The sequence below is a fragment of the Nocardia sp. NPDC102475 genome (assembly GCF_055584605.1).
Genome location: NZ_JBVJLS010000011.1, coordinates 32,793 through 50,216, shown reverse-complemented (window position 1 = coordinate 50,216; position 17,424 = coordinate 32,793). Strand labels below are relative to the sequence as shown.

The window sequence follows — 17,424 nt, the reverse complement described above, 5'->3', positions numbered from 1 at the left end:
CACCCAACGCTACCGCTTGACGCGACCGACAGTCTCCAGCAAACTGTCGAGCAAACCGGACAAGGCAGTCCGGATGCGAGTGAGGATGTGCATGTCGGTGATCACCCGCCGGACCCTGTTGACCGCCACCGCGGCGGCCGGCGCCGCCATACTCGGCTCACGAACCACCAACCCGACACACGGCATCGCCGCACGGGTCAACAGCGTCCCACTCACCCGGGAGGAACGCCGGGTCGTGGTGGTCGGATCCGGATTCGGTGGCGGGGTGACCGCGCTGCGCTTGGCCCAGGCCGGCGTCCCGGTGCTGCTGCTCGAACGCGGAATGCGCTGGCCGACCGGGCCGAATGCGGAGACCTTCCCGCGCGCCTCGGCACTCGACAAGCGGGTGCTCTGGTACCGGTCCAGCCCGACATTATTCGGTGCACCACTGGTATTCGAACCGTATACCGGCCTGGTCGAGGCGGTACCCGGAACGAATATGACCGCCCTGTGCGCCGCGGGCCTCGGCGGCGGCTCGCTGATCTACCAGGGCATGTCGCTACAGCCGACGCAGCCGGTATTCGATGCGAATCTGCCCGGGGAACTCGACTGGGCGACCATGGATCGGGTGCACTACCCGAGGGTGGCGCGCATGCTCGGGCTCGCGGTGGCGCCCGACGAGTTGATCTCGAACCGGAACTACACGGCCGCACGCGTATTCGGTGACCACGTGCGCCAGGCCGGATTGCCGCTGTCGAAGATTCCGATGCCCATCGACTGGAACTACGCACTCGCCGAGCTGCGCGGTGAGATGAAACCGTCGTACACCAACGGCGACGGCGCAATGGGCGTGAACAACGGCGGTAAGCATTCGGTCGATGTCACCTACATCGCCGCGGCCGAGGCGACCGGACGAGTAGAGGTGCAGACGCTGCACCAGGTCACCGATGTCGAACGCGGCCCCGACGGCCGCTGGGTCGTGTACGTCGAGCGGCTCGACACCTCCGGCAATGTCCTGGAAAACAAGATCATCACGGCCAATGCCCTGGTGCTGTCGGCGGGCAGCCTGAACACCACCAAACTGCTGGTGCGCGCCGGTGCGAAGGGGAAGATTCCGGACCTGCCCGATGGGCTGGGTCAGCAGTGGGGCACCAATGCCGACCGGATCTACGTCTGGACCGACCCCATCTCCGATTTCGGTGCGGCACAGGGCGGTCCGGTGGTCTACGGAAGTAAGAACTGGGACGATCCGCAGGCCGCGTTCACCGTCATCCAAGCCTCCATCCCGCCGATGCAGATGGATCCGAAGAGCACCATGCTGGTCGGATACGGCGTCAGCGCGGACCGGGGCCGGTTCGTCTACGATTCGGCGACCGACGACGCGATCCTGCAGTGGCCGAAGAACGGCGACGCGAGCATCCAGAACAATCACATCGATCCGGCCGTGCGCCGAATCGCCGGCCCGACAAGCATTTTGGTCGACACCAACGCGCTGTTCCCGTCCACCTGGCATGCCCTCGGCGGCGCGAGCATGGGATCGGTCTGCGATCTCGACGGCCGGGTCCTGGGTCAGCGCGGTCTCTATGTGGTCGACGGCGCGCTCCTGCCGGGTAATGCCGCGGCCTGCAATCCATCGATGACGATCGCCGCCGTCGCGGAGCGAGCCCTCGACCATCTGGTCACCCAGGACATCGGCACCGCGATCTGACGACTACGGGCGCGGCCAGGGACGGCCGAGATAGCGCTCGATATCGATATTGAAACGCTGCAGGTAATCGGCGAAGGTGGCCGCGTCCTGCGGTGACCAGTCCGCGAGGATCGTCGCCAAGGTTTGCAGCGATTCGTCGCGTTCGCGGTCGAGTTGCCGTTCACCTTCGGCGGTAATGCGGAATTTGCGGGCCATGCCGCCATCCGGATCCGGAATGCGCTCCACCACACCGTCGCGCACCATGGCCGCGGTCCGCCGGTTCAACGTCGACACATCCTGACCCACCGCCTCGCTCAGCTGCCCGAGCGTCATCGGGCCTGCCACCCGCAGCCGATTGAGCAACGTATACGTGTTGCGATCGAGTCGACGCCCGCCGGGCTGCCGGGAGGCGAGGCTGTACCGGCCGAACAGCATGGTCTCGAACTCGATCTTGTCGAGGGTTTTGTCCATTTCGGGGTCCTTCTGCCGATCCGCGCCGACCTGCGCCTGGATTCCGTAGCACCAGGTATACCACGCGATGTGCGTCACACACATCATGTGCAACTAGCACATGCCATGTATATGCCCTACAGCGTGTATAGCACACATAGTATGCGCTCAACATACTTTCCCTGATTTCGACCGACTCGGGGCGATCGGCCTCGGCGCCGCACTCGTATCACTGCTGCCCGCCATCTCCAAGGGCGCCGCATGGGGCTGGACCAGTGCCGGCATCCTCGGCTTGTTCATCGCCGCGGTGGTCTTGCTGTTGGTCTGGGGCTGATGCGTTCCCAGATCTGGGAGGCCGCAAATACTCAGTCATCAACCGCCGCCGTAGGTTCGGCGTGGCCGCAGCGATGGTGCCCGAGTTTGGGTGCCGAGCGTGCGGGGTAACTAGCCGAACGCTAGATGTCACATGAAAGACGAAAGGGTTCGACCTTGATCAACATCAAGAAGCCGATCGCCGTCTGTGCGGCCGCCATCGGGATCACTGCCGGGTTGGCAGTATTCCTCCCAGCCACTGCGTCCGCGGCAACGTACGACGGCCAGTGTGGTGAAGGCTTCAAGGTGATCGACTCGCACGAGTTGAAGGGCGGCACAGTCTTTCTCACCTACAACGGCAGGACCAACTGTGTGGTCACCGTGCGCGACAAGCCGGGCGAGCCGATCTCGATGGGCGCCGCCGTGCGGCAGTCGAAGGACCACTCCCAGGTGGTCATAAACGACGACCGCGTCTTCTCCGACTACGCGTACGCGAAGGTCGAAGCCGAAGGCAAGTGCATCGACTGGGGCGGCCGCATCAAAGACGACCTCTGGGAAGAATTCGGAGTCCACTGCGGATAACCGAGCCTCATTCACACCGACGGCCTCGCGGCCGTCGGTGTGGCTTGCTTGCTACCAGCCGTGGATCGAAAAGCAGCCGCACAACATTGAGCCCTCGCCTTTCGTTATGACGTCCTCCAGAACCGGTATCGCCTGATCATTGCCCTGTGGCGGTGGGTTCGGGCATGGTCGATCTGCGTATCTGGACACCGGCGGACGGGAATATTCATGGGCGGCGATCGGCGACCCCACATTGTGGTGATGGGCGTGACGGGTTGCGGGAAGTCGACGATCGGGCGGCAGGTCGCCGGGATGGTGGGCGGTGAGTTCCTGGATGCCGATGATCTGCATTCTCCGTCGAATGTCGCGAAGATGGCCGCGGGTATCCCGCTGACGGACGTGGACCGGGCACCATGGCTCGAGGCCGTGCGCGACTGGATGGGCACGCGAAGTGCCGGTGTGGTGGCGTGTTCCGCGCTGCGGCGACGGTATCGGGATGTGCTCCGAAGTATCTCTGCGCCAGTCGCTTTCGTGCACCTCGACGGTGCACCCGCCACGATTCGGTCGCGGATGGTGGCACGGCGCGGGCATTTCATGCGACCCGTCCTGCTCGATTCGCAACTCGCATCGCTGGAGGCGCTGGACCCGGATGAGTTCGGGCTCGTACTGGATGTCGGGGCGGGGCCGGACGAGATCGCGCGGTCGGTTGTCGATTTCGCGCGGGACCGGGCGGTGGCGCGGTGAGTGCGCACCGGAGTTTCGATATCGAGGGCAAGATCGCCCTCGTCACCGGTTCGAGCCGCGGTATCGGATATGCACTGGCAACCGGGCTCGCCGAGGCGGGAGCGACGGTAGTCCTCAACGGCCGTGACGCCGCGGCACTCGCCTGCAGCCGGGACGAGATCGCAGACAAGACCGGCGCACTAGTCCACGTCTGTGCGTTCGATGCGACGGACTCCGCGCGGGTGATCGCCGCGGCGCAGCAGGTCGAAAACCAGATCGGTCCGGTGGATATCGTCGTGAACAACACCGGAGTCCAGCATCGCAGTCCGCTGCTCGAATTCTCCGACGCCGATTTCCGTCGCGTGCTCGATACCAACCTCTTCAGCGCCTTCTGTGTGGGGCGCGAATTCGCCCGCGCTATGGTCGAACGCGGACGCGGCAAGATCGTCAATATCTGTTCGGTGCAAAGCGAATTGGGCCGGGCGGGTATCGCACCGTATGCGGCGAGCAAGGGCGGGCTGAAAATGCTCACCCGCGGCATGTGCGCGGATTGGGCTCCATTGGGACTGCAGGTCAATGCGATCGCGCCCGGCTATTTCGATACCGAGTTGACCTCGGCGCTGGTCAACGACTCCGATTTCAGTGACTGGCTCACCAGGCGCACACCGGCTGGACGCTGGGGACGTACCGAGGAATTGGTCGGGGCGCTGCTGTTCCTCGCCTCGCCCGCCTCGGATTTCGTCAACGGCCAGATCCTGTATGTCGATGGCGGTTTGACCGCCGTCGTCTGATCCACTTCCAGCCCGAAAGGCAACCGTGCCGAATATCAGCCGTCCCCGAATCCACCTCGGTCCCGATTCCGATCCCGCCCTCGCCAGAGCGATCGAGCAAGGCGACGGCATTCTCGTTCCACTCGCCGACGCGGACGCGGTGGTGTGGACGCAGGGACCGGCCACCTTCCCCGACCGGCTGCCCGACGCAGTGCGCTGGGTGCAGTTGCCCTCCGCCGGCGTCGAACCCTGGATCTCCGCCGGGATCATCGATGAGACTCGCGTCTGGACCTCAGCGGCCGGTGCGTACGCGCGCAACGTCGCCGAGCACGGCGTCCTGCTCCTGCTCGCCGGTGTACGGGTCCTTGCCGAACAGGTACGCGCGACATCCTGGCGCAAAACGGATTTCGACCCGCGGGTCGGGACGCTGTACGGCTCGACCGTGGCCATCGTCGGCTGTGGCGGCATCGGCCGCGCCATGATCCCCTTGCTCACCGCATTCGGTGCACAGGTATTGGCAGTCACCCGGTCGGGCGCTGCGGTGCCCGGCGCCGCCGAGACGGTCGCCGCGGACCGGACGACCGAAATCTGGTCGCGAACAGATCATTTCGTACTCGCCGCACCGGCGACACCGGACACCGCACACCTCGTGGATGCGGACGCTCTCGCGAGAATGAAGTCGACCGCTTGGATCGTGAACGTAGCCCGTGGCTCGCTCATCGACACCGATGCGCTGGTACGCGCACTCGAGGACGGATCGATCGGCGGCGCCGCCCTGGATGTGACCGAACCCGAACCACTTCCGGCGGACCATCCCCTCTGGAGACTGCCCAATGCCATCGTCACCCCGCATGTCGCCAATCCCTCGACGGGCCTCACCGCGGTGCTCGCCGATCACGTCGCGACGAATGTCGAACGGTTCGCCGCCGGACAGCCGCTGCTCGCGACCATCGATATCCGACGGGGTTATTGAGCCGTGCGCCCCGCACTGTTCCTGACGTAGTTGGCCACGACGGCGCGCAATATCTCGCGCACGGCTTCCGCCGGTTTGGACAGCGGTTGATTGGTCGGGGTGCCCAACGAGACCTGGACCGTGATCGCCGGTTCGGTGCGGCGCAGTTCCAAGTTCTCGACGGTCATGATCCGGCGGGCCACCGACAACGGTAAAACGGTGGCGCCCAAGCCATTTCGCACGGCCTGCGCCATCAGCGCGACCGACTCCACCTCCCCAACGACATGCGCATGTTCCAGCGCGTGATCGTAGGCCTGCTCCACCACCTTCCGGATCGTGTGCATCGGGCCGGGCAGCAGCAGCGGCAGTCCCTTCAGCTGCGCGATCGAGACCGCGGAACCGGTCGTACCGGGCAGCCCGGTCCCCGCCGGGGCGACGACCATCAGTTCCTCGGTAAGGAGCGGCTCGAAGGTCACACCCTTGATCGGTCCGGTGTCGTACAGCAGCGCCATATCCATCCGGCCGGTCATCATCGCCTCGCTGAGCACGCCGCCGAAGTTCTCGTTGATATGCAGCAGGATGCTCGGATACCGTTCGCGCACCGCGGTCAGCAATGGCAGGGCGATCGCGTTGACCGTGCTGTAGGGCGCCAGCCCGACGGAAACACCGCCCGCCAGTTCGCGGCCGACCACACTCACCTCGGCCTGTGCGCTCTGCACCTGACGCAGGATGATCTGCGCGTGCCGGTACAGGGCCCGGCCCGCATCGGTGGGTTCGACGCCTTGTTTGTGCCGAATCAGCAGCTGCTGACCGAACTGCGCCTCCAGGGCCGTCATCTGCTGGCTCAGCGCGGGCTGCGCGATGTGCAGGATATCCGCCGCACGGGTGATGCTGCCGGCATCCACGATGCGCACGAACGAAAACAAGCGTCGGGTATCCACGTCGTCGATCCACCTTTCTCGCAGCAACGTCGTCGCACGCGATGATTTCCGTATTGTTGTCCTACGGAAACGCGGCGGTACCGAATTCCGGCCGACATTGTCAGCTCGCCGCATAGTCGCTGCTCAGACACCATAGAGGTTTGTTATTGCCTCACCCGAAACCGGTATTACCCGCGCGAGGGCGAACCTGCGTAGCGTCCTTTTACACCGCACGTTCACTCATACGGTGCTCGCAGTTTCCCACCCAGCGGAGGCATCCATGGCATGGCAGATCGATCTCGTCGCCGATATCGGTGAGAGTTTCGGGGCGTGGACGATGGGCGATGACGACGCACTGCTCGACGTCCTCACCTCCGCCAATATCGCCTGCGGCTTCCACGCGGGCGATCCGCAGACCATGGACCGCACGGTCCGGCAGTGCGTTGCCCGCGGCATCGGGATCGGCGCGCACCCCAGCTTCCCGGATCTGGTCGGCTTCGGCCGGCGGGCCATGGACCTCTCGGCCGACGAGGTCCGCACCGATGTCCTGTACCAACTCGGCGCGCTGCACGCCTTCGCCGCCGCGCACGGCACCAGGGTGTCGCATGTGGCGCCGCACGGCCGACTGGGCAACCTGGTGGCGACCCGCGCCGACTACGCCGCGGCTGTGGTCGATGCCGTCGGGTCGTTCGATCCGAACCTGATCGTGCTCGCCCAAGACGGCGAACTCGCCGACCACGCTCGCGCACGGGGGATTCGGGTCGGCATCGTCGGCATCGTGGACCGCGCTTATCGCGCCGACGGCACCCTCGTCCCGCGATCCGAGCCGGGTGCGGTCATTCACGACCCTGCGGTCCTCGCCCGGCGCGCGGTGCGCATGGTGACCGAGGAGTTCATCGAATCCGTCGACGGCACAAGGCTTTCCGTCCAGCCGAACACGCTGCTTCTGCACGGCGACAACGGAGACGCGGTGCGCCGTGCACGGGCGATCCGGACCGCGCTCACTGCCGCAGGTGTGCAGATAGTCCCGCTGCCCCAGATCCTCGCGGATCGTGCCGGTCAGGGAAACGAACCATGTTCGGCATAGCGGGAGCCGCATTCCAGGTCGCGGACTGCGGTGATTCCGCCGTACGCGTCACCGCGCAGGGTGCCGACCGAGAAGAATGCTGGCGAGCTGTGCACGCGATCGCGGCCGCCCTGGACACCGATGCGGACCACTTCGCGATTACCGGCATCATTCCGACCTACGACGCCGTGCTCATCGAATTCGACTGCGCGGCATGCACTCACGACGATATTCGACTGCTGCTCGCGAATTTCGCACAAGAATCGGTGGCACCGAAACAACGCCCGGCCCGGCATTTCGATATCCCCGTGGTCTACGGCGGCGAGTACGGTCCGGATCTCGACGATGTGGCCGACCAGTTGGGGTTGTTCCCGGCCGAGGTGATCCGCGTGCACGGATCCGCGCCACTCACCATGCGCTGCTTCGGATCTCCGGGCGGCGCGCCGATGCTGGACGGTCCCGCCTTTCCGCGTCCGGTATCCCGACGTGTCGTCCCGCGCCCGCATGTACCCGCCGGAGCCGTGGCGGTAGCCGGTCGGCAGGCGGTCGTATCGGCACGGCCCGCGCCCGGCGGATGGCCTGTCATAGGTCGAACCCCGCGCACCATGGTCGACCCGACAACAGAGCCGCTGTCCGCCTTCCGGCCAGGCGATACGTTTTTGTTCCATGCCATTGCGGCCCACGAATGGTCCCGGTTCGAGGGGGTGCTGCATGGCTGAGACCATCACTGTGAGGACCCCGGGGATCACCACCGTCCAGGATCTGGGCCGCCGCCGGGCCGCCCGGATCGGCCAGTTGACCGGCGGCGCCCTCGACCAGTACAGCGCCGAGGTCGCGAACGCTCTGGTCGGCAGTGCGCGCACGGCGCCGCTGCTCGAACTGGTCGCGCTGGATTTCGGTGCGGTCGCGAGCACCGATCTGCTCGTCGCGATCACCGGTGCGCCCGCCGACGTATGCGTCGACGGTGTCACCCGCGCCCAGTGGGAACCGTTCATGTGGGCGGCAGGCGCCGAGCTCACCGTTCGCGACATCCGTGACGGTCTCCGGGTCTACATCGCGGTGCACGGGACGATTTCCGCGAACTACCTGCTCGACAGCTGCGCTCCGGATCCGGTACTCGGTTTCGGTCGACAACTGACAGCGGGTGCGAATGTCGATGTCGAGGTCGACGGTCCGCTACTCGACCACCCGCACTTCCGAATTCCTTTGTTCCACTTCGACATCGAACGTCACGCGTTCACCCGAACTTGGACTGTCGACGTCACCGACGGACCCGATATCGCCGAATTCGGCAGGACCGCCACGCGACTGTTCGACACCGCGTTCGTCGTCGGCGACAACAGCAATCACATCGGACTTCGGCTGAGTCCCGATGGGGCCGTCCCACAACGAGAGAGCCGGACCGAGGTCTTATCCCGGGGCGTACCGATCGGAGCCGTCGAAGTGCCCGCCGGAAACGAGCTGCTCGTACTGCACCGCGGCCGGGGCGTGACAGCGGGCTATCCGGTGCTCGCGGTCGTCACCGCAACCGGCTTGTCGCAACTGGGCCAAGCCCGGCCCGGTCAGCGAATCCGATTCCGGCACATCGGCATTCCCGACGCGGTGCGCCGCTACCGCGCGCAGCAGGCCGCGATCGATCGACTACGCACCCGTGTGGCAAATGCCTACGACAGCCTCCGAATTCCCGTCCACACCAACACTTGCCACCTGGAGTACCCATGACCGACACGATCTCTCCGGCCCCGGCCGGGTCCGTGCCCACCGACCATACGCACGCGGCGCCGTCCGGCTCGATCCGCAAGGTCGTACTGGCCGGCTGCGTCGGCATCTTCGTCGAGCTCTACGACAACGGCATCTTCGCCTTCATGGCGACCGCCCTTGCCATCGTGTTCTTCGATGTCTCCAAGTCGAGTGACGCATTGCTGCTGGTCTTCGCCGGATATGCGATTTCCTTCTTCGTGCGTCCGCTGGGCGCGGTGATCTGCGGCATCCTCGGCGACAAGATCGGCCGCCAGAAGATGCTCGTCTTCGTCATCATGCTGATCAGCGTCGCGACGGCGGGTATCGGCATCCTGCCGACCTACGCGGCGATCGGCGTCGCGGCACCCGTGTTGTTGGTCGCCTTGCGGTTGGCACAGGGATTCTCGGTCGGCGGTGAGGCCGCGGGTGCGATGACCTTCCTCGCCGAACATTCGCCCGAGGGCAAGCGCGGACTGATCACCAGCTACGCCCAGATCGCCTCCTTCCTCGCGCTGCTCACCGGCACCCTCGTCGCCTTCACGATGTCCCCGTGGTTGAACGCGAATGCCATCCACGGCGGCGGATTCGGCAGCTGGGCCTGGCGGATTCCGTTCCTCATCGCGATCCCGATGGGCCTGATCGGCTGGTACATCCGCCGCGCCATCAGCGACACCCCGAATTTCGGCAAGCTCAAGGAATCCGGTGGCCTGTCACGCAATCCGCTGAAGGAAGCGTTCGCGACGCCCGAACACCGTAGGGCCATGCTGCTCGCCCTGTTCATCCCGCTGATGAACGGCTCCGGCTACTACGTGCTGTTCTCCTACATGCCGACCTTCCTCAAGGGCGACAAGATCGGATTCTCCACCGGCACAGCACTTATCGTCACCGCCGCCAGTCTGGTCGCGATCAGCATCGCGATTCCGTTCATGGGCGCACTGTCGGACAAGCTGGGCCGCAAGAAGGTGATCGCCGGTGCCGCGTTCGCGATGGCCGTCGGCGCCATCCCCTGCTATGCCCTCATCGCGACCGGCAGCTTCGCACTCGCGGTGCTCGGCGCTTGCATCATGGCGGTCGTCTTCGCCGGGCACACCGCGGTCATCCACATCCTCATCGTCGAACTGTTCCCGACCCGGGTCCGGTACTCCGCTTACGGCCTCGGCTACAACATCTCCTCGGCGCTGTTCGGCGGTACCGCACCGCTGCTGATGACCTGGCTCATCCCGCATTTCGGCATTTATGTCCCGGCCGTCTATGCCGTCGCCACCGCCCTCGGCACACTCGCGGCGGTCAGCACCGTCACCGACCGTGCGCACCTGCCCCTGCGCGACACGCTCTGACCAGAAGCAGACCGGCCTCACCCGAGACAAGGAGTGTCATGCCTTTCGACGACTACCGAACCGCCCTCGTCACCGGAGCCAATACCGGCATGGGTGCCGCGATCACCGAGACGCTCACCAAACGTGGCCTCACCGTCTACGGCGTCGCCCGCGATGCCGCGCGGCTCGACGAAGTGGCCGCACGGACCGGAATGATCCCCCTGGCCGTCGATATCACCGACACCGCCGCACTCACCGGTGCGGTCGGCCACCTCGAAATCGACATCCTGGTCAACAATGCCGGGGTATCGGCCACCGGGAATATCCTCGACGCAGCACCGGAATCGGTCGATGCCATGGTCGATGTCAATCTCCGTGCCGTGCTGCATCTGTGCCGGCTGCTGATGCCGGGCATGGTCGAACGAGACCTCGGCCATGTCGTCAATATCAGCTCCATCGCGGGTCTGTACAACTTCTACGGCCACACGGCCTATCACGCGACAAAGGCCGCGATCCACCAGATCTCGCGCCAGCTCCGCAACGATGTCATCGGCAAGCGCATCCGGGTCACCGAGATCTGCCCCGGCCGGGTGGAGACCGAAATCTTCGGACGCAATCTCGGTGGCACACCCGAGGCGATGCGGGCGGCCTGGGAGACCTATTACGAAGGCTACGAATCCATTACGACAAAGGACATCGCCGAGACCATCGAATTCGCGATCGACGCACCGCGGCATGTGAACCTGGGCCTGATCGAGATCACGCCCACCTTCCAGGTGCCTGGCGGACTCGAATTCGTCCGGCGACAGGATTGAGACGGCGATGTCGTCAACCGAATTATTTTCTCGCACAATGGGAGTCGTGGCGTACGCCGCAGGCGATCTTCGCGTCGAAGCCATCGCCCTGACACCGCCGGGATCCTCCGATGCGGTCGTCGAGATCGCGTACGGCGGTATCTGCGGCTCCGACCTGCACTACTGGACCCACGGAGCCGCAGGCGAATCGATCCTGAAGGCGCCGATGCTGCTCGGACACGAGGTGGTCGGCACGGTGGTCCTGCAGGCCGCGGATGAGAGCGGGCCAGGGGCGGGCACCCGGGTGGCGGTGCATCCGGCGACACCCGGCGGCGACAGCCCGCGCTATCCGGCCGATCGCCCCAACCTCTCACCCGGGTGCACCTATCTCGGCAGCGCGGCCCAATTCCCCCATACGCAAGGCGCATTCACGCGGTATGCGGTGATACCGTCCCGGATGCTCCGTCCGCTGCCCGATCGTCTTTCGCTGCGAACGGCCGCCGTCGCGGAACCGGCTTCGGTTGCCTGGCATGCAGTTTCGCGCGCAGGGGACGTCGCGGGAAAGACCGCACTGGTGATCGGTTGCGGCCCGATCGGCGCGCTGGTGGTATCGGTGCTGCGCCGGGCCGGTGCCGCCGCGATCACGGCAGTCGACATCCACGATTATCCATTGGCCATCGCTCGCGAACTCGGCGCGACCACAACATTCAAGGCCGACGACACCGACACGATCGCCGCGGTGGACGCCGACATCGTCATCGAATGCTCCGGCAACCGCTTCGGACTCGAATCCGCCATTCGCGGCGCCACCCGAGGTGGCCGGGTGGTGCTGCTCGGGCTACTGCCCACCGGACTTCAGCCCGCACCGCTGTCGCTGGTCATCACGCGCGAACTCGAGGTCGTCGGATCGTTCCGGTTCAACGACGAGATCGACGCGGTGCTCGACGCACTCGCCGACGGGAGCCTGGTCGTCGAGCCGGTCATCAGCCACGAGTTCCCCGTTCGAGATGCCTTGGCGGCCTTCGCCGTCGCCAAGGATGCCGCGGCCTCCGCCAAAGTGCTGCTGGCGTTCTGAACCCCTATGTCGATCCCTGGAGGAAGCATGTCCCCTGTCGCCCTCGCCGTCCGTGTCCAGCGGATGCGTGAGTCGCCGAGTTCTGCTGCGGCACAACTGGTTCGCGAGCTGCGCGCGTCGGGTCGGGTGATCCTCGACCTGACCGTCGGCGAACCGGATTTCGACACCCCCGATCATGTGAAAGCCGCAGCGATCACGGCCATGGACTCCGGGCTCACCAAATACACTGCGGTGAACGGTATTCCGGAGCTGCGGCAGGCAATTGCGGCGCGGATACTGGACCGGACCGGAATCACGATCGGCGACAGCGAGATCACCGTCGGCGGCGGGGCCAAGCAGGTCATCTTCATGGCACTGATGGCGACGGTCGAAGAAGGCGACCAAGTCATCGTGCCGTCGCCGTACTGGGTGTCCTACCCAGATATGGTCACCTTGCACGGTGGCACGCCCATTGTCGTGGACTGTCCCGAATCGGACCGATTCCTGCTCACCGCAGCAGGATTGGAGGCGGCGATCACGCCCGCCACGAAATGGGTGATCCTCAACGGGCCGTCCAACCCGACCGGCGCGGTGTACAGCGCGAGGGAACTCTCGGCACTCGCCACCGTGCTGGAGCGGCACCCGCACGTGAGCGTCTTGTGCGACGAGATCTACGACGAGATCGTCTTCACCGATCAGCGCACCCCGAGCCTGCTGTCCGTGGCGCCGCAACTGCGCGATCAGATCTTCGTCGTCAACGGAGTGTCCAAGTCCTATGCGATGACCGGCTGGCGAGTCGGGTACGGAGTAGGGCACCCGCAGCTCATCGCGGCGATAAACAAATTGCAGTCGCAGAGCTCGTCCTGTCCGTCCTCGATCAGCCAGGCGGCCGCGGCCGAAGCGATTTCCGGCGACCAGAAATTCGTCGCCGAGTCGATCGTGAGCTACCGCGCGCGCCGCGACCTCATGTTCGACCTGCTCGCCGACGTGGAAGGACTCGCACCGGTGCGGCCGCAGGGCGCGTTCTACCTGTTCATCGGATGCGCCGGACTCCTCGGCAAGCGGACACCGGACGGGCGAGTGCTGCACGACGACCAGGACGTCGTGCTGTATCTGCTCGAGGCCGCGTCGGTCGCGACGATCCAGGGCTCCGCCTACGGCGCACCGTCATACCTGCGCATCTCCTTCGCCACCTCGGAGGACGTGCTGCGCACCGCCGCCGCCGAAATCGCGAAAGCCGTTGCCGCACTGAGCTGACCACAGCCCGACCCATCACGGAGAAACCATGGTTCACATCACCACCAAGATCGACCGCGCCGACCGCGCACTCATCGACGAAATCGGCACCTTCTCGGCGGCCACCATCCACGAGGCCCAAGGCCGCAAGGGTGCACTCGACTCCGATATCAAACCCATCGACCGCGACATGTCCTTCTGCGGATCCGCATTCACCGTCGTCTGCCATCCCCGCGACAACATCATGCTGCAGGTCGCGATCAGCTACGCCCAGCCCGGCGATGTCCTCGTCGTGGCGTCCGGCGACCAGCCGGCCGGGCAATTCGGCGACGTCCTCGCCAATGCGTGTACCGCCCGCGGCATTTCCGCTCTCGTCACCGACGGCGGCGTACGCGATACCCGAGAAATCCGCGAACTCGGATTCCCGGTCTTCGCCAAACACGTCTGCATCGAGGGCACCGTCAAGGAAACCCTCGGCCCCATCAATCAGCCCCTCGTCTTCGGCGGCCAAGTCATCTACCCCGGCGATATCGTCAAGGGTGACTGCGACGGCGTCGTCGTCATCCGACGCGAAGAAATCCGATCCGCAATCGCGGCCTCCCGCGACCGCGACTCCGCCGAGGCCACCTACATCGAACGCTACAAAACGGGTGAGACCCCCATCCAGGTCTCGAACCTGGCCGCGATCCTGGAAGCCAAGGGCCTCACCGTCGATCAGTAACCCTCAGAACTCGTCGGGACAGCCGCACGAACCTCTGGTGTGAAGTACCGCTTCGAGGTTCACCACTCCGGGACGGGGTGTGTGGTCGTCGAGTTGTTGTAGCAGCAGATCAATCGCAGTTTCGCCCATGAGACGGGTGGGCTGAACCATAGTTGTCAGACCCGGGCGGGTGTAGCGGGAGTATTCGATTCCGTCGAAGGCGACCACCGCGAGGTCGTCGGGTACGCGCAGACCGGCATCGTAGGCGGCGCGGAGCATACCCATTGCCTGCAGGTCGCTGGTGACGAAAATCGCTGTGGGGCGGGGCGAGTCGGCCATCAGATCGGCTAGTGCGCGGTAGCCAGAAGCTCCGCCGAAATCCGTTCGCACGATGCGTCCTTCAGCGAGTCCAGCGGCGGCCAGCGCATTTCGATAGCCCTGCACGCGGTCTTCGGCGGTGGACACGTGCGGGCCGCTCAGACAGGCGATTTCGCGGTGGCCGTGTTCGATGAGATGGGCGACGGCATGCTCCGCGCCCGCCACCGAATCGCACATGACGTGCGCGCAACGCGCCGGATCGATGACGCGGTCCAGTGCCACCAGCACCATGCCCGCCTCCTCGCAGGCATCGGCGATGCCGGTCTCCCAGGACGACGAAATCGCAAGCAGCCCTTCGACTCTGCGATCGATGAAGGTGCGCACATAGGCTCGTTCGCGTTCCGCGTCACCGGCGGCATTGCCGACGAACAGCGGGTAGCCCCGCGCGAAGGCGGCCGCCTCGATGACCGCGGACAGTTCGGCGAAGAACGGGTTCGCGCCGTCCGGAATCACCATGCCCAGTGCATGTCCGCGGTTCATGCGCAGGCTGCGCGCGGACATATTGGGCCGATAGCCGAGTTCGGCGATGGCGGCCTCGATGCGAGCCTTGGTCGCGGGCGCGACCTGCCGCGGTCCGCCATTGAGCACATAGCTCACCAGCGCCGGTGACGTGCCGGCCAGCCGCGCCACGTCGGCTCGTGTGACTACCATCCGAAATCTCTCCTTGCTCCGACCGTCCATCCAAGCACTGCGCGCAAGTACTTGACAGCCGGTGACTCGGGTCACACACTACTCATCAACTCGCGTTGATCAACACGAGTTGATACCTGAGATGGATAGGTCGAACTCACGATGAATGCTCGATTCAGGCGTGCAATGGCGCCGCTTGTCCTCATCGGCGCGCTTGCCGCCGCTGCCTGCGGTCGCGGTGGACAGGACGGGAGCGACGGCGACTTCAAGATCGCGATCGTCACCCGGAACTTCACCAACCCCTACTGGGCGGCGTTGCGTGACGGCGCCCTCGCGGAGGGACAGAAGCTCGGGGTGAAGGTCACGGTGCAGGCCGGTCAGTCCGAGACGGACGCCGACGGTGAGAACGCCCAGATCTCCACCCTGGCCGCGCAGGGTTACGACTGCTTCGGTGTGGTGCCGGTCAATGCCACGAATGTGATCACTCCGCTGACGCCGGTAGCGCGCAAGAACATTCCCATCCTCGATCTCGACACCCAGATCGACGCGAAGGCCTCCGCGCAGGCCGGGGTGTCGTATGCGAGCTTCATCGGTTCGGACAATCTCGATGCGGGCCGGATCGCCGGGCAGAAGATGCTCGAGGCGCTCGGCGGCACCGGCAAGGTCGCCATCCTGCAGGGCATCGCGGGCGAGCAGAACGGCATCAACCGTGATCAGGGCTTCACCGATGCGGTCACGGGCAAGCTGGAGATCGTCCAGAAGGCGCCCGCCGACTACGAACAGGACAAGGGGCTGCAGGTCACCGAGGCGATCCTGAAGGCGCATCCGGATATCACCGGCATCTTCGCCGCCAACGACACCATGGGCCTCGGCGCCGCACAGGCGATCAAGAACGCGGGCCGGACCGGTCAGATCAAGGTGATCTCCGTCGACGGCATCCAGGCCGCCCTCGACGCTGTCAAGGCGGGCACCCTAACCGGCACGGTGACCCAATACCCGTATGCCGAAGGACAACTCGCGGTGCAGAGCTGCCTGGCCGAGCACCAGGGCAAGAAGTTGCCCGAGCGCGTGGTCTCCCCCATCGCCTTCATCGGCAAAGACAATGTCGACCAGCAGATCGCGGCGTTCCCGCGTCCGATCGTCGCCTTCGACAACCCAGTGGAAGGGCTACTGAACAAGTGACCGCAGAGGCAACCGAAGAACTCCGCGCGCGTGAGGGGCGCACGGAGATCCTCGCCAAGGTCGCCGAATTCGCGGCACCGCTCGCCCTGGTCGTTTTGTGGGTGGCGTTCTTCATCGCCACCCCGAACTTCCTGACGGCGGACAATATCGGCGATCTGCTGGTCGCCTCGACCATCCTCACCGTGCTCGCGCTCGGTCAGCAGTTCGCGATCACCGTCGGCGGCATCGATCTGTCGGTCGGCGCCAACTTGCCATGGGCGGCAGCCGTTCTCGGCTATCTGGCCAGCCACGGCTACCCGATGGCGGTCGCCATCGGGGCCGCGATCCTGAGTGGACTGGCGGTCGGCGTCGTCAACGGTGTGCTGGTCGGCCGACTGCATATGACCGATTTCGTCGTCACACTCGGCATGCTGAGCGTGCTCAACGGCATCACACTGCTGCTGACGCACGGCAATACCGAGGCCGTGAGTTCCCGCTTCCTGCAACGGCTCGCACTCGACGGCATCGGACCGGTGCGCTGGTTCTGGCTGCTGGCACTGCTCGCGGCACTGGTCGTGGCGGGCATCATCTTCCGCACCCGGATCGGCACCCATCTGCTCGCCACCGGCGGACGACTCGAGGCCGCGCGCGACACCGGTATCTCGGTGAACCGCATCCGGCTGTTCGCCTACGCCATGTCCGGATTGCTGTGCGGCATTGCCGGTGTCATGCTGGTCGCCCGCAACGGCGGCGCGGATCCGTCGCTGCAGACCACCTACCTGCTGAGCTCGATCGCCGCGGTGGTGCTCGGCGGTTCGTCATTGTCCGGCGGCAAGGCGTCGGTGCTCGGCACCGTCTGCGGTGCGGTGCTGTTCACCTCGCTGATCAACGGGTTCACCATTCTCGGCATCTCGCAGTACTACCAGCCGGTCGCCGTCGGCGCGGTGCTGCTGCTGGCCGCCGGGATCGCCCGCTTCCGAAAGTAGACCCAGGAC

At 65.5% G+C, this 17,424-nt stretch carries 18 protein-coding genes; 15 read left to right on the top strand and 3 right to left on the bottom strand.

Annotation, left to right across the window (positions count from 1 at the left end; translation table 11 throughout):
• Nucleotides 1-91 precede the first annotated feature (91 nt).
• A complete protein-coding gene (locus ACZ60G_RS20765) occupies nucleotides 92-1,687 on the top strand; it encodes a GMC oxidoreductase (RefSeq protein WP_465811672.1) in 1,596 nt (531 codons plus the stop codon).
• Nucleotides 1,688-1,690: 3 nt separating this feature from the next.
• Here the strand turns inward: ACZ60G_RS20765 and ACZ60G_RS20760 are convergent, their stop codons facing one another.
• Nucleotides 1,691-2,215 (bottom strand): MarR family winged helix-turn-helix transcriptional regulator, encoded by a 525-nt coding sequence (locus ACZ60G_RS20760; protein WP_465811671.1) that lies wholly within the window; start codon nucleotides 2,213-2,215, stop codon nucleotides 1,691-1,693.
• Between the two features lie 390 nt (nucleotides 2,216-2,605).
• Between ACZ60G_RS20760 and ACZ60G_RS20755 the strand changes: the two genes are divergently transcribed.
• From ACZ60G_RS20755 to ACZ60G_RS20740, 4 genes are all read left to right on the top strand, one after another.
• Nucleotides 2,606-3,010 (top strand): hypothetical protein, encoded by a 405-nt coding sequence (locus ACZ60G_RS20755; RefSeq protein ID WP_465811670.1) that lies wholly within the window; start codon nucleotides 2,606-2,608, stop codon nucleotides 3,008-3,010.
• Nucleotides 3,011-3,217: 207 nt separating this feature from the next.
• Nucleotides 3,218-3,733 carry a gluconokinase gene (locus tag ACZ60G_RS20750; protein ID WP_465811669.1) on the top strand — a complete coding sequence of 172 codons (516 nt, stop codon included), beginning with the start codon at nucleotides 3,218-3,220 and terminating at the stop codon, nucleotides 3,731-3,733.
• Nucleotides 3,730-4,503 (top strand): SDR family oxidoreductase, encoded by a 774-nt coding sequence (locus ACZ60G_RS20745; protein WP_465811668.1) that lies wholly within the window; start codon nucleotides 3,730-3,732, stop codon nucleotides 4,501-4,503. Before ACZ60G_RS20750 ends, ACZ60G_RS20745 begins: the two co-directional genes overlap by 4 nt.
• Before the next feature lie 25 nt (nucleotides 4,504-4,528).
• Nucleotides 4,529-5,455 (top strand): D-isomer specific 2-hydroxyacid dehydrogenase family protein, encoded by a 927-nt coding sequence (locus ACZ60G_RS20740; protein ID WP_465811667.1) that lies wholly within the window; start codon nucleotides 4,529-4,531, stop codon nucleotides 5,453-5,455.
• On the opposite strand, the gene nac is transcribed toward ACZ60G_RS20740, so the two are convergent.
• The gene (gene nac, locus ACZ60G_RS20735) at nucleotides 5,449-6,360 is read right to left on the bottom strand and encodes a nitrogen assimilation transcriptional regulator NAC (RefSeq protein WP_465811868.1); all 912 of its coding nucleotides are present in this window, start codon (nucleotides 6,358-6,360) and stop codon (nucleotides 5,449-5,451) included. The genes ACZ60G_RS20740 and nac overlap by 7 nt on opposite strands.
• Nucleotides 6,361-6,634: 274 nt before the next feature.
• Between nac and ACZ60G_RS20730 the strand changes: the two genes are divergently transcribed.
• Genes ACZ60G_RS20730 through ACZ60G_RS20695 form a run of 8 tightly spaced genes read left to right on the top strand, consistent with a single transcriptional unit; the run spans nucleotide 6,635 to nucleotide 14,281 of the window.
• Entirely contained in the window at nucleotides 6,635-7,441 is an 807-nt protein-coding gene (locus tag ACZ60G_RS20730; RefSeq protein WP_465811666.1) for a LamB/YcsF family protein, read from the top strand.
• Nucleotides 7,429-8,139, top strand: coding sequence for a 5-oxoprolinase subunit B family protein (locus ACZ60G_RS20725; protein WP_465811665.1), 711 nt, complete (start codon nucleotides 7,429-7,431; stop codon nucleotides 8,137-8,139). The genes ACZ60G_RS20730 and ACZ60G_RS20725 overlap by 13 nt, the downstream gene beginning before the upstream one ends.
• A complete protein-coding gene (locus tag ACZ60G_RS20720) occupies nucleotides 8,132-9,142 on the top strand; it encodes a 5-oxoprolinase subunit C family protein (RefSeq protein WP_465811664.1) in 1,011 nt (336 codons plus the stop codon). The genes ACZ60G_RS20725 and ACZ60G_RS20720 overlap by 8 nt, the downstream gene beginning before the upstream one ends.
• On the top strand, nucleotides 9,139-10,497 hold the full coding sequence (locus tag ACZ60G_RS20715) for an MFS transporter (protein ID WP_465811663.1): 1,359 nt from the start codon (nucleotides 9,139-9,141) through the stop codon (nucleotides 10,495-10,497). The genes ACZ60G_RS20720 and ACZ60G_RS20715 overlap by 4 nt, the downstream gene beginning before the upstream one ends.
• 38 nt (nucleotides 10,498-10,535) lie before the next feature.
• Entirely contained in the window at nucleotides 10,536-11,291 is a 756-nt protein-coding gene (locus tag ACZ60G_RS20710; RefSeq protein WP_465811662.1) for an SDR family oxidoreductase, read from the top strand.
• Between the two features lie 37 nt (nucleotides 11,292-11,328).
• Complete coding sequence (locus tag ACZ60G_RS20705) at nucleotides 11,329-12,345, top strand: L-idonate 5-dehydrogenase (protein WP_465811661.1); 1,017 nt, start codon at nucleotides 11,329-11,331, stop codon at nucleotides 12,343-12,345.
• 27 nt (nucleotides 12,346-12,372) lie between these two features.
• Nucleotides 12,373-13,581, top strand: a complete 1,209-nt coding sequence (locus tag ACZ60G_RS20700) for an aspartate transaminase (RefSeq protein WP_465811660.1) — start codon at nucleotides 12,373-12,375, stop codon at nucleotides 13,579-13,581.
• 28 nt (nucleotides 13,582-13,609) lie between these two features.
• Complete coding sequence (locus ACZ60G_RS20695) at nucleotides 13,610-14,281, top strand: 4-carboxy-4-hydroxy-2-oxoadipate aldolase/oxaloacetate decarboxylase (RefSeq protein ID WP_465811659.1); 672 nt, start codon at nucleotides 13,610-13,612, stop codon at nucleotides 14,279-14,281.
• A gap of 3 nt (nucleotides 14,282-14,284) precedes the next feature.
• On the opposite strand, the gene ACZ60G_RS20690 is transcribed toward ACZ60G_RS20695, so the two are convergent.
• Nucleotides 14,285-15,289 carry a LacI family DNA-binding transcriptional regulator gene (locus ACZ60G_RS20690; protein WP_465811658.1) on the bottom strand — a complete coding sequence of 335 codons (1,005 nt, stop codon included), beginning with the start codon at nucleotides 15,287-15,289 and terminating at the stop codon, nucleotides 14,285-14,287.
• Nucleotides 15,290-15,454: 165 nt separating this feature from the next.
• Here ACZ60G_RS20690 and ACZ60G_RS20685 point away from each other — a divergent pair, with 165 nt between their 5' ends.
• Both ACZ60G_RS20685 and ACZ60G_RS20680 read left to right on the top strand, forming a co-directional pair.
• Complete coding sequence (locus tag ACZ60G_RS20685; protein ID WP_465811657.1) at nucleotides 15,455-16,450, top strand: sugar ABC transporter substrate-binding protein; 996 nt, start codon at nucleotides 15,455-15,457, stop codon at nucleotides 16,448-16,450.
• On the top strand, nucleotides 16,447-17,415 hold the full coding sequence (locus ACZ60G_RS20680) for an ABC transporter permease (RefSeq protein ID WP_040689581.1): 969 nt from the start codon (nucleotides 16,447-16,449) through the stop codon (nucleotides 17,413-17,415). The genes ACZ60G_RS20685 and ACZ60G_RS20680 overlap by 4 nt, the downstream gene beginning before the upstream one ends.
• The last annotated feature ends 9 nt before the right edge of the window (nucleotides 17,416-17,424 follow it).

Bases quoted from the DNA above. Each gene is read 5' to 3' on its own strand.
- ACZ60G_RS20690 (WP_465811658.1), bottom strand. From the start codon at position 15,289: ATGGTAGTCACACGAGCCGACGTGGCGCGGCTGGCCGGCACGTCACCG.
- ACZ60G_RS20705 (WP_465811661.1), top strand. From the start codon at position 11,329: ATGGGAGTCGTGGCGTACGCCGCAGGCGATCTTCGCGTCGAAGCCATC.
- ACZ60G_RS20700 (WP_465811660.1), top strand. From the start codon at position 12,373: ATGTCCCCTGTCGCCCTCGCCGTCCGTGTCCAGCGGATGCGTGAGTCG.
- ACZ60G_RS20730 (WP_465811666.1), top strand. From the start codon at position 6,635: ATGGCATGGCAGATCGATCTCGTCGCCGATATCGGTGAGAGTTTCGGG.
- ACZ60G_RS20715 (WP_465811663.1), top strand. From the start codon at position 9,139: ATGACCGACACGATCTCTCCGGCCCCGGCCGGGTCCGTGCCCACCGAC.
- ACZ60G_RS20750 (WP_465811669.1), top strand. From the start codon at position 3,218: ATGGGCGGCGATCGGCGACCCCACATTGTGGTGATGGGCGTGACGGGT.
- ACZ60G_RS20710 (WP_465811662.1), top strand. From the start codon at position 10,536: ATGCCTTTCGACGACTACCGAACCGCCCTCGTCACCGGAGCCAATACC.
- ACZ60G_RS20685 (WP_465811657.1), top strand. From the start codon at position 15,455: ATGGCGCCGCTTGTCCTCATCGGCGCGCTTGCCGCCGCTGCCTGCGGT.
- ACZ60G_RS20765 (WP_465811672.1), top strand. From the start codon at position 92: ATGTCGGTGATCACCCGCCGGACCCTGTTGACCGCCACCGCGGCGGCC.
- ACZ60G_RS20720 (WP_465811664.1), top strand. From the start codon at position 8,132: ATGGCTGAGACCATCACTGTGAGGACCCCGGGGATCACCACCGTCCAG.
- ACZ60G_RS20725 (WP_465811665.1), top strand. From the start codon at position 7,429: ATGTTCGGCATAGCGGGAGCCGCATTCCAGGTCGCGGACTGCGGTGAT.
- ACZ60G_RS20695 (WP_465811659.1), top strand. From the start codon at position 13,610: ATGGTTCACATCACCACCAAGATCGACCGCGCCGACCGCGCACTCATC.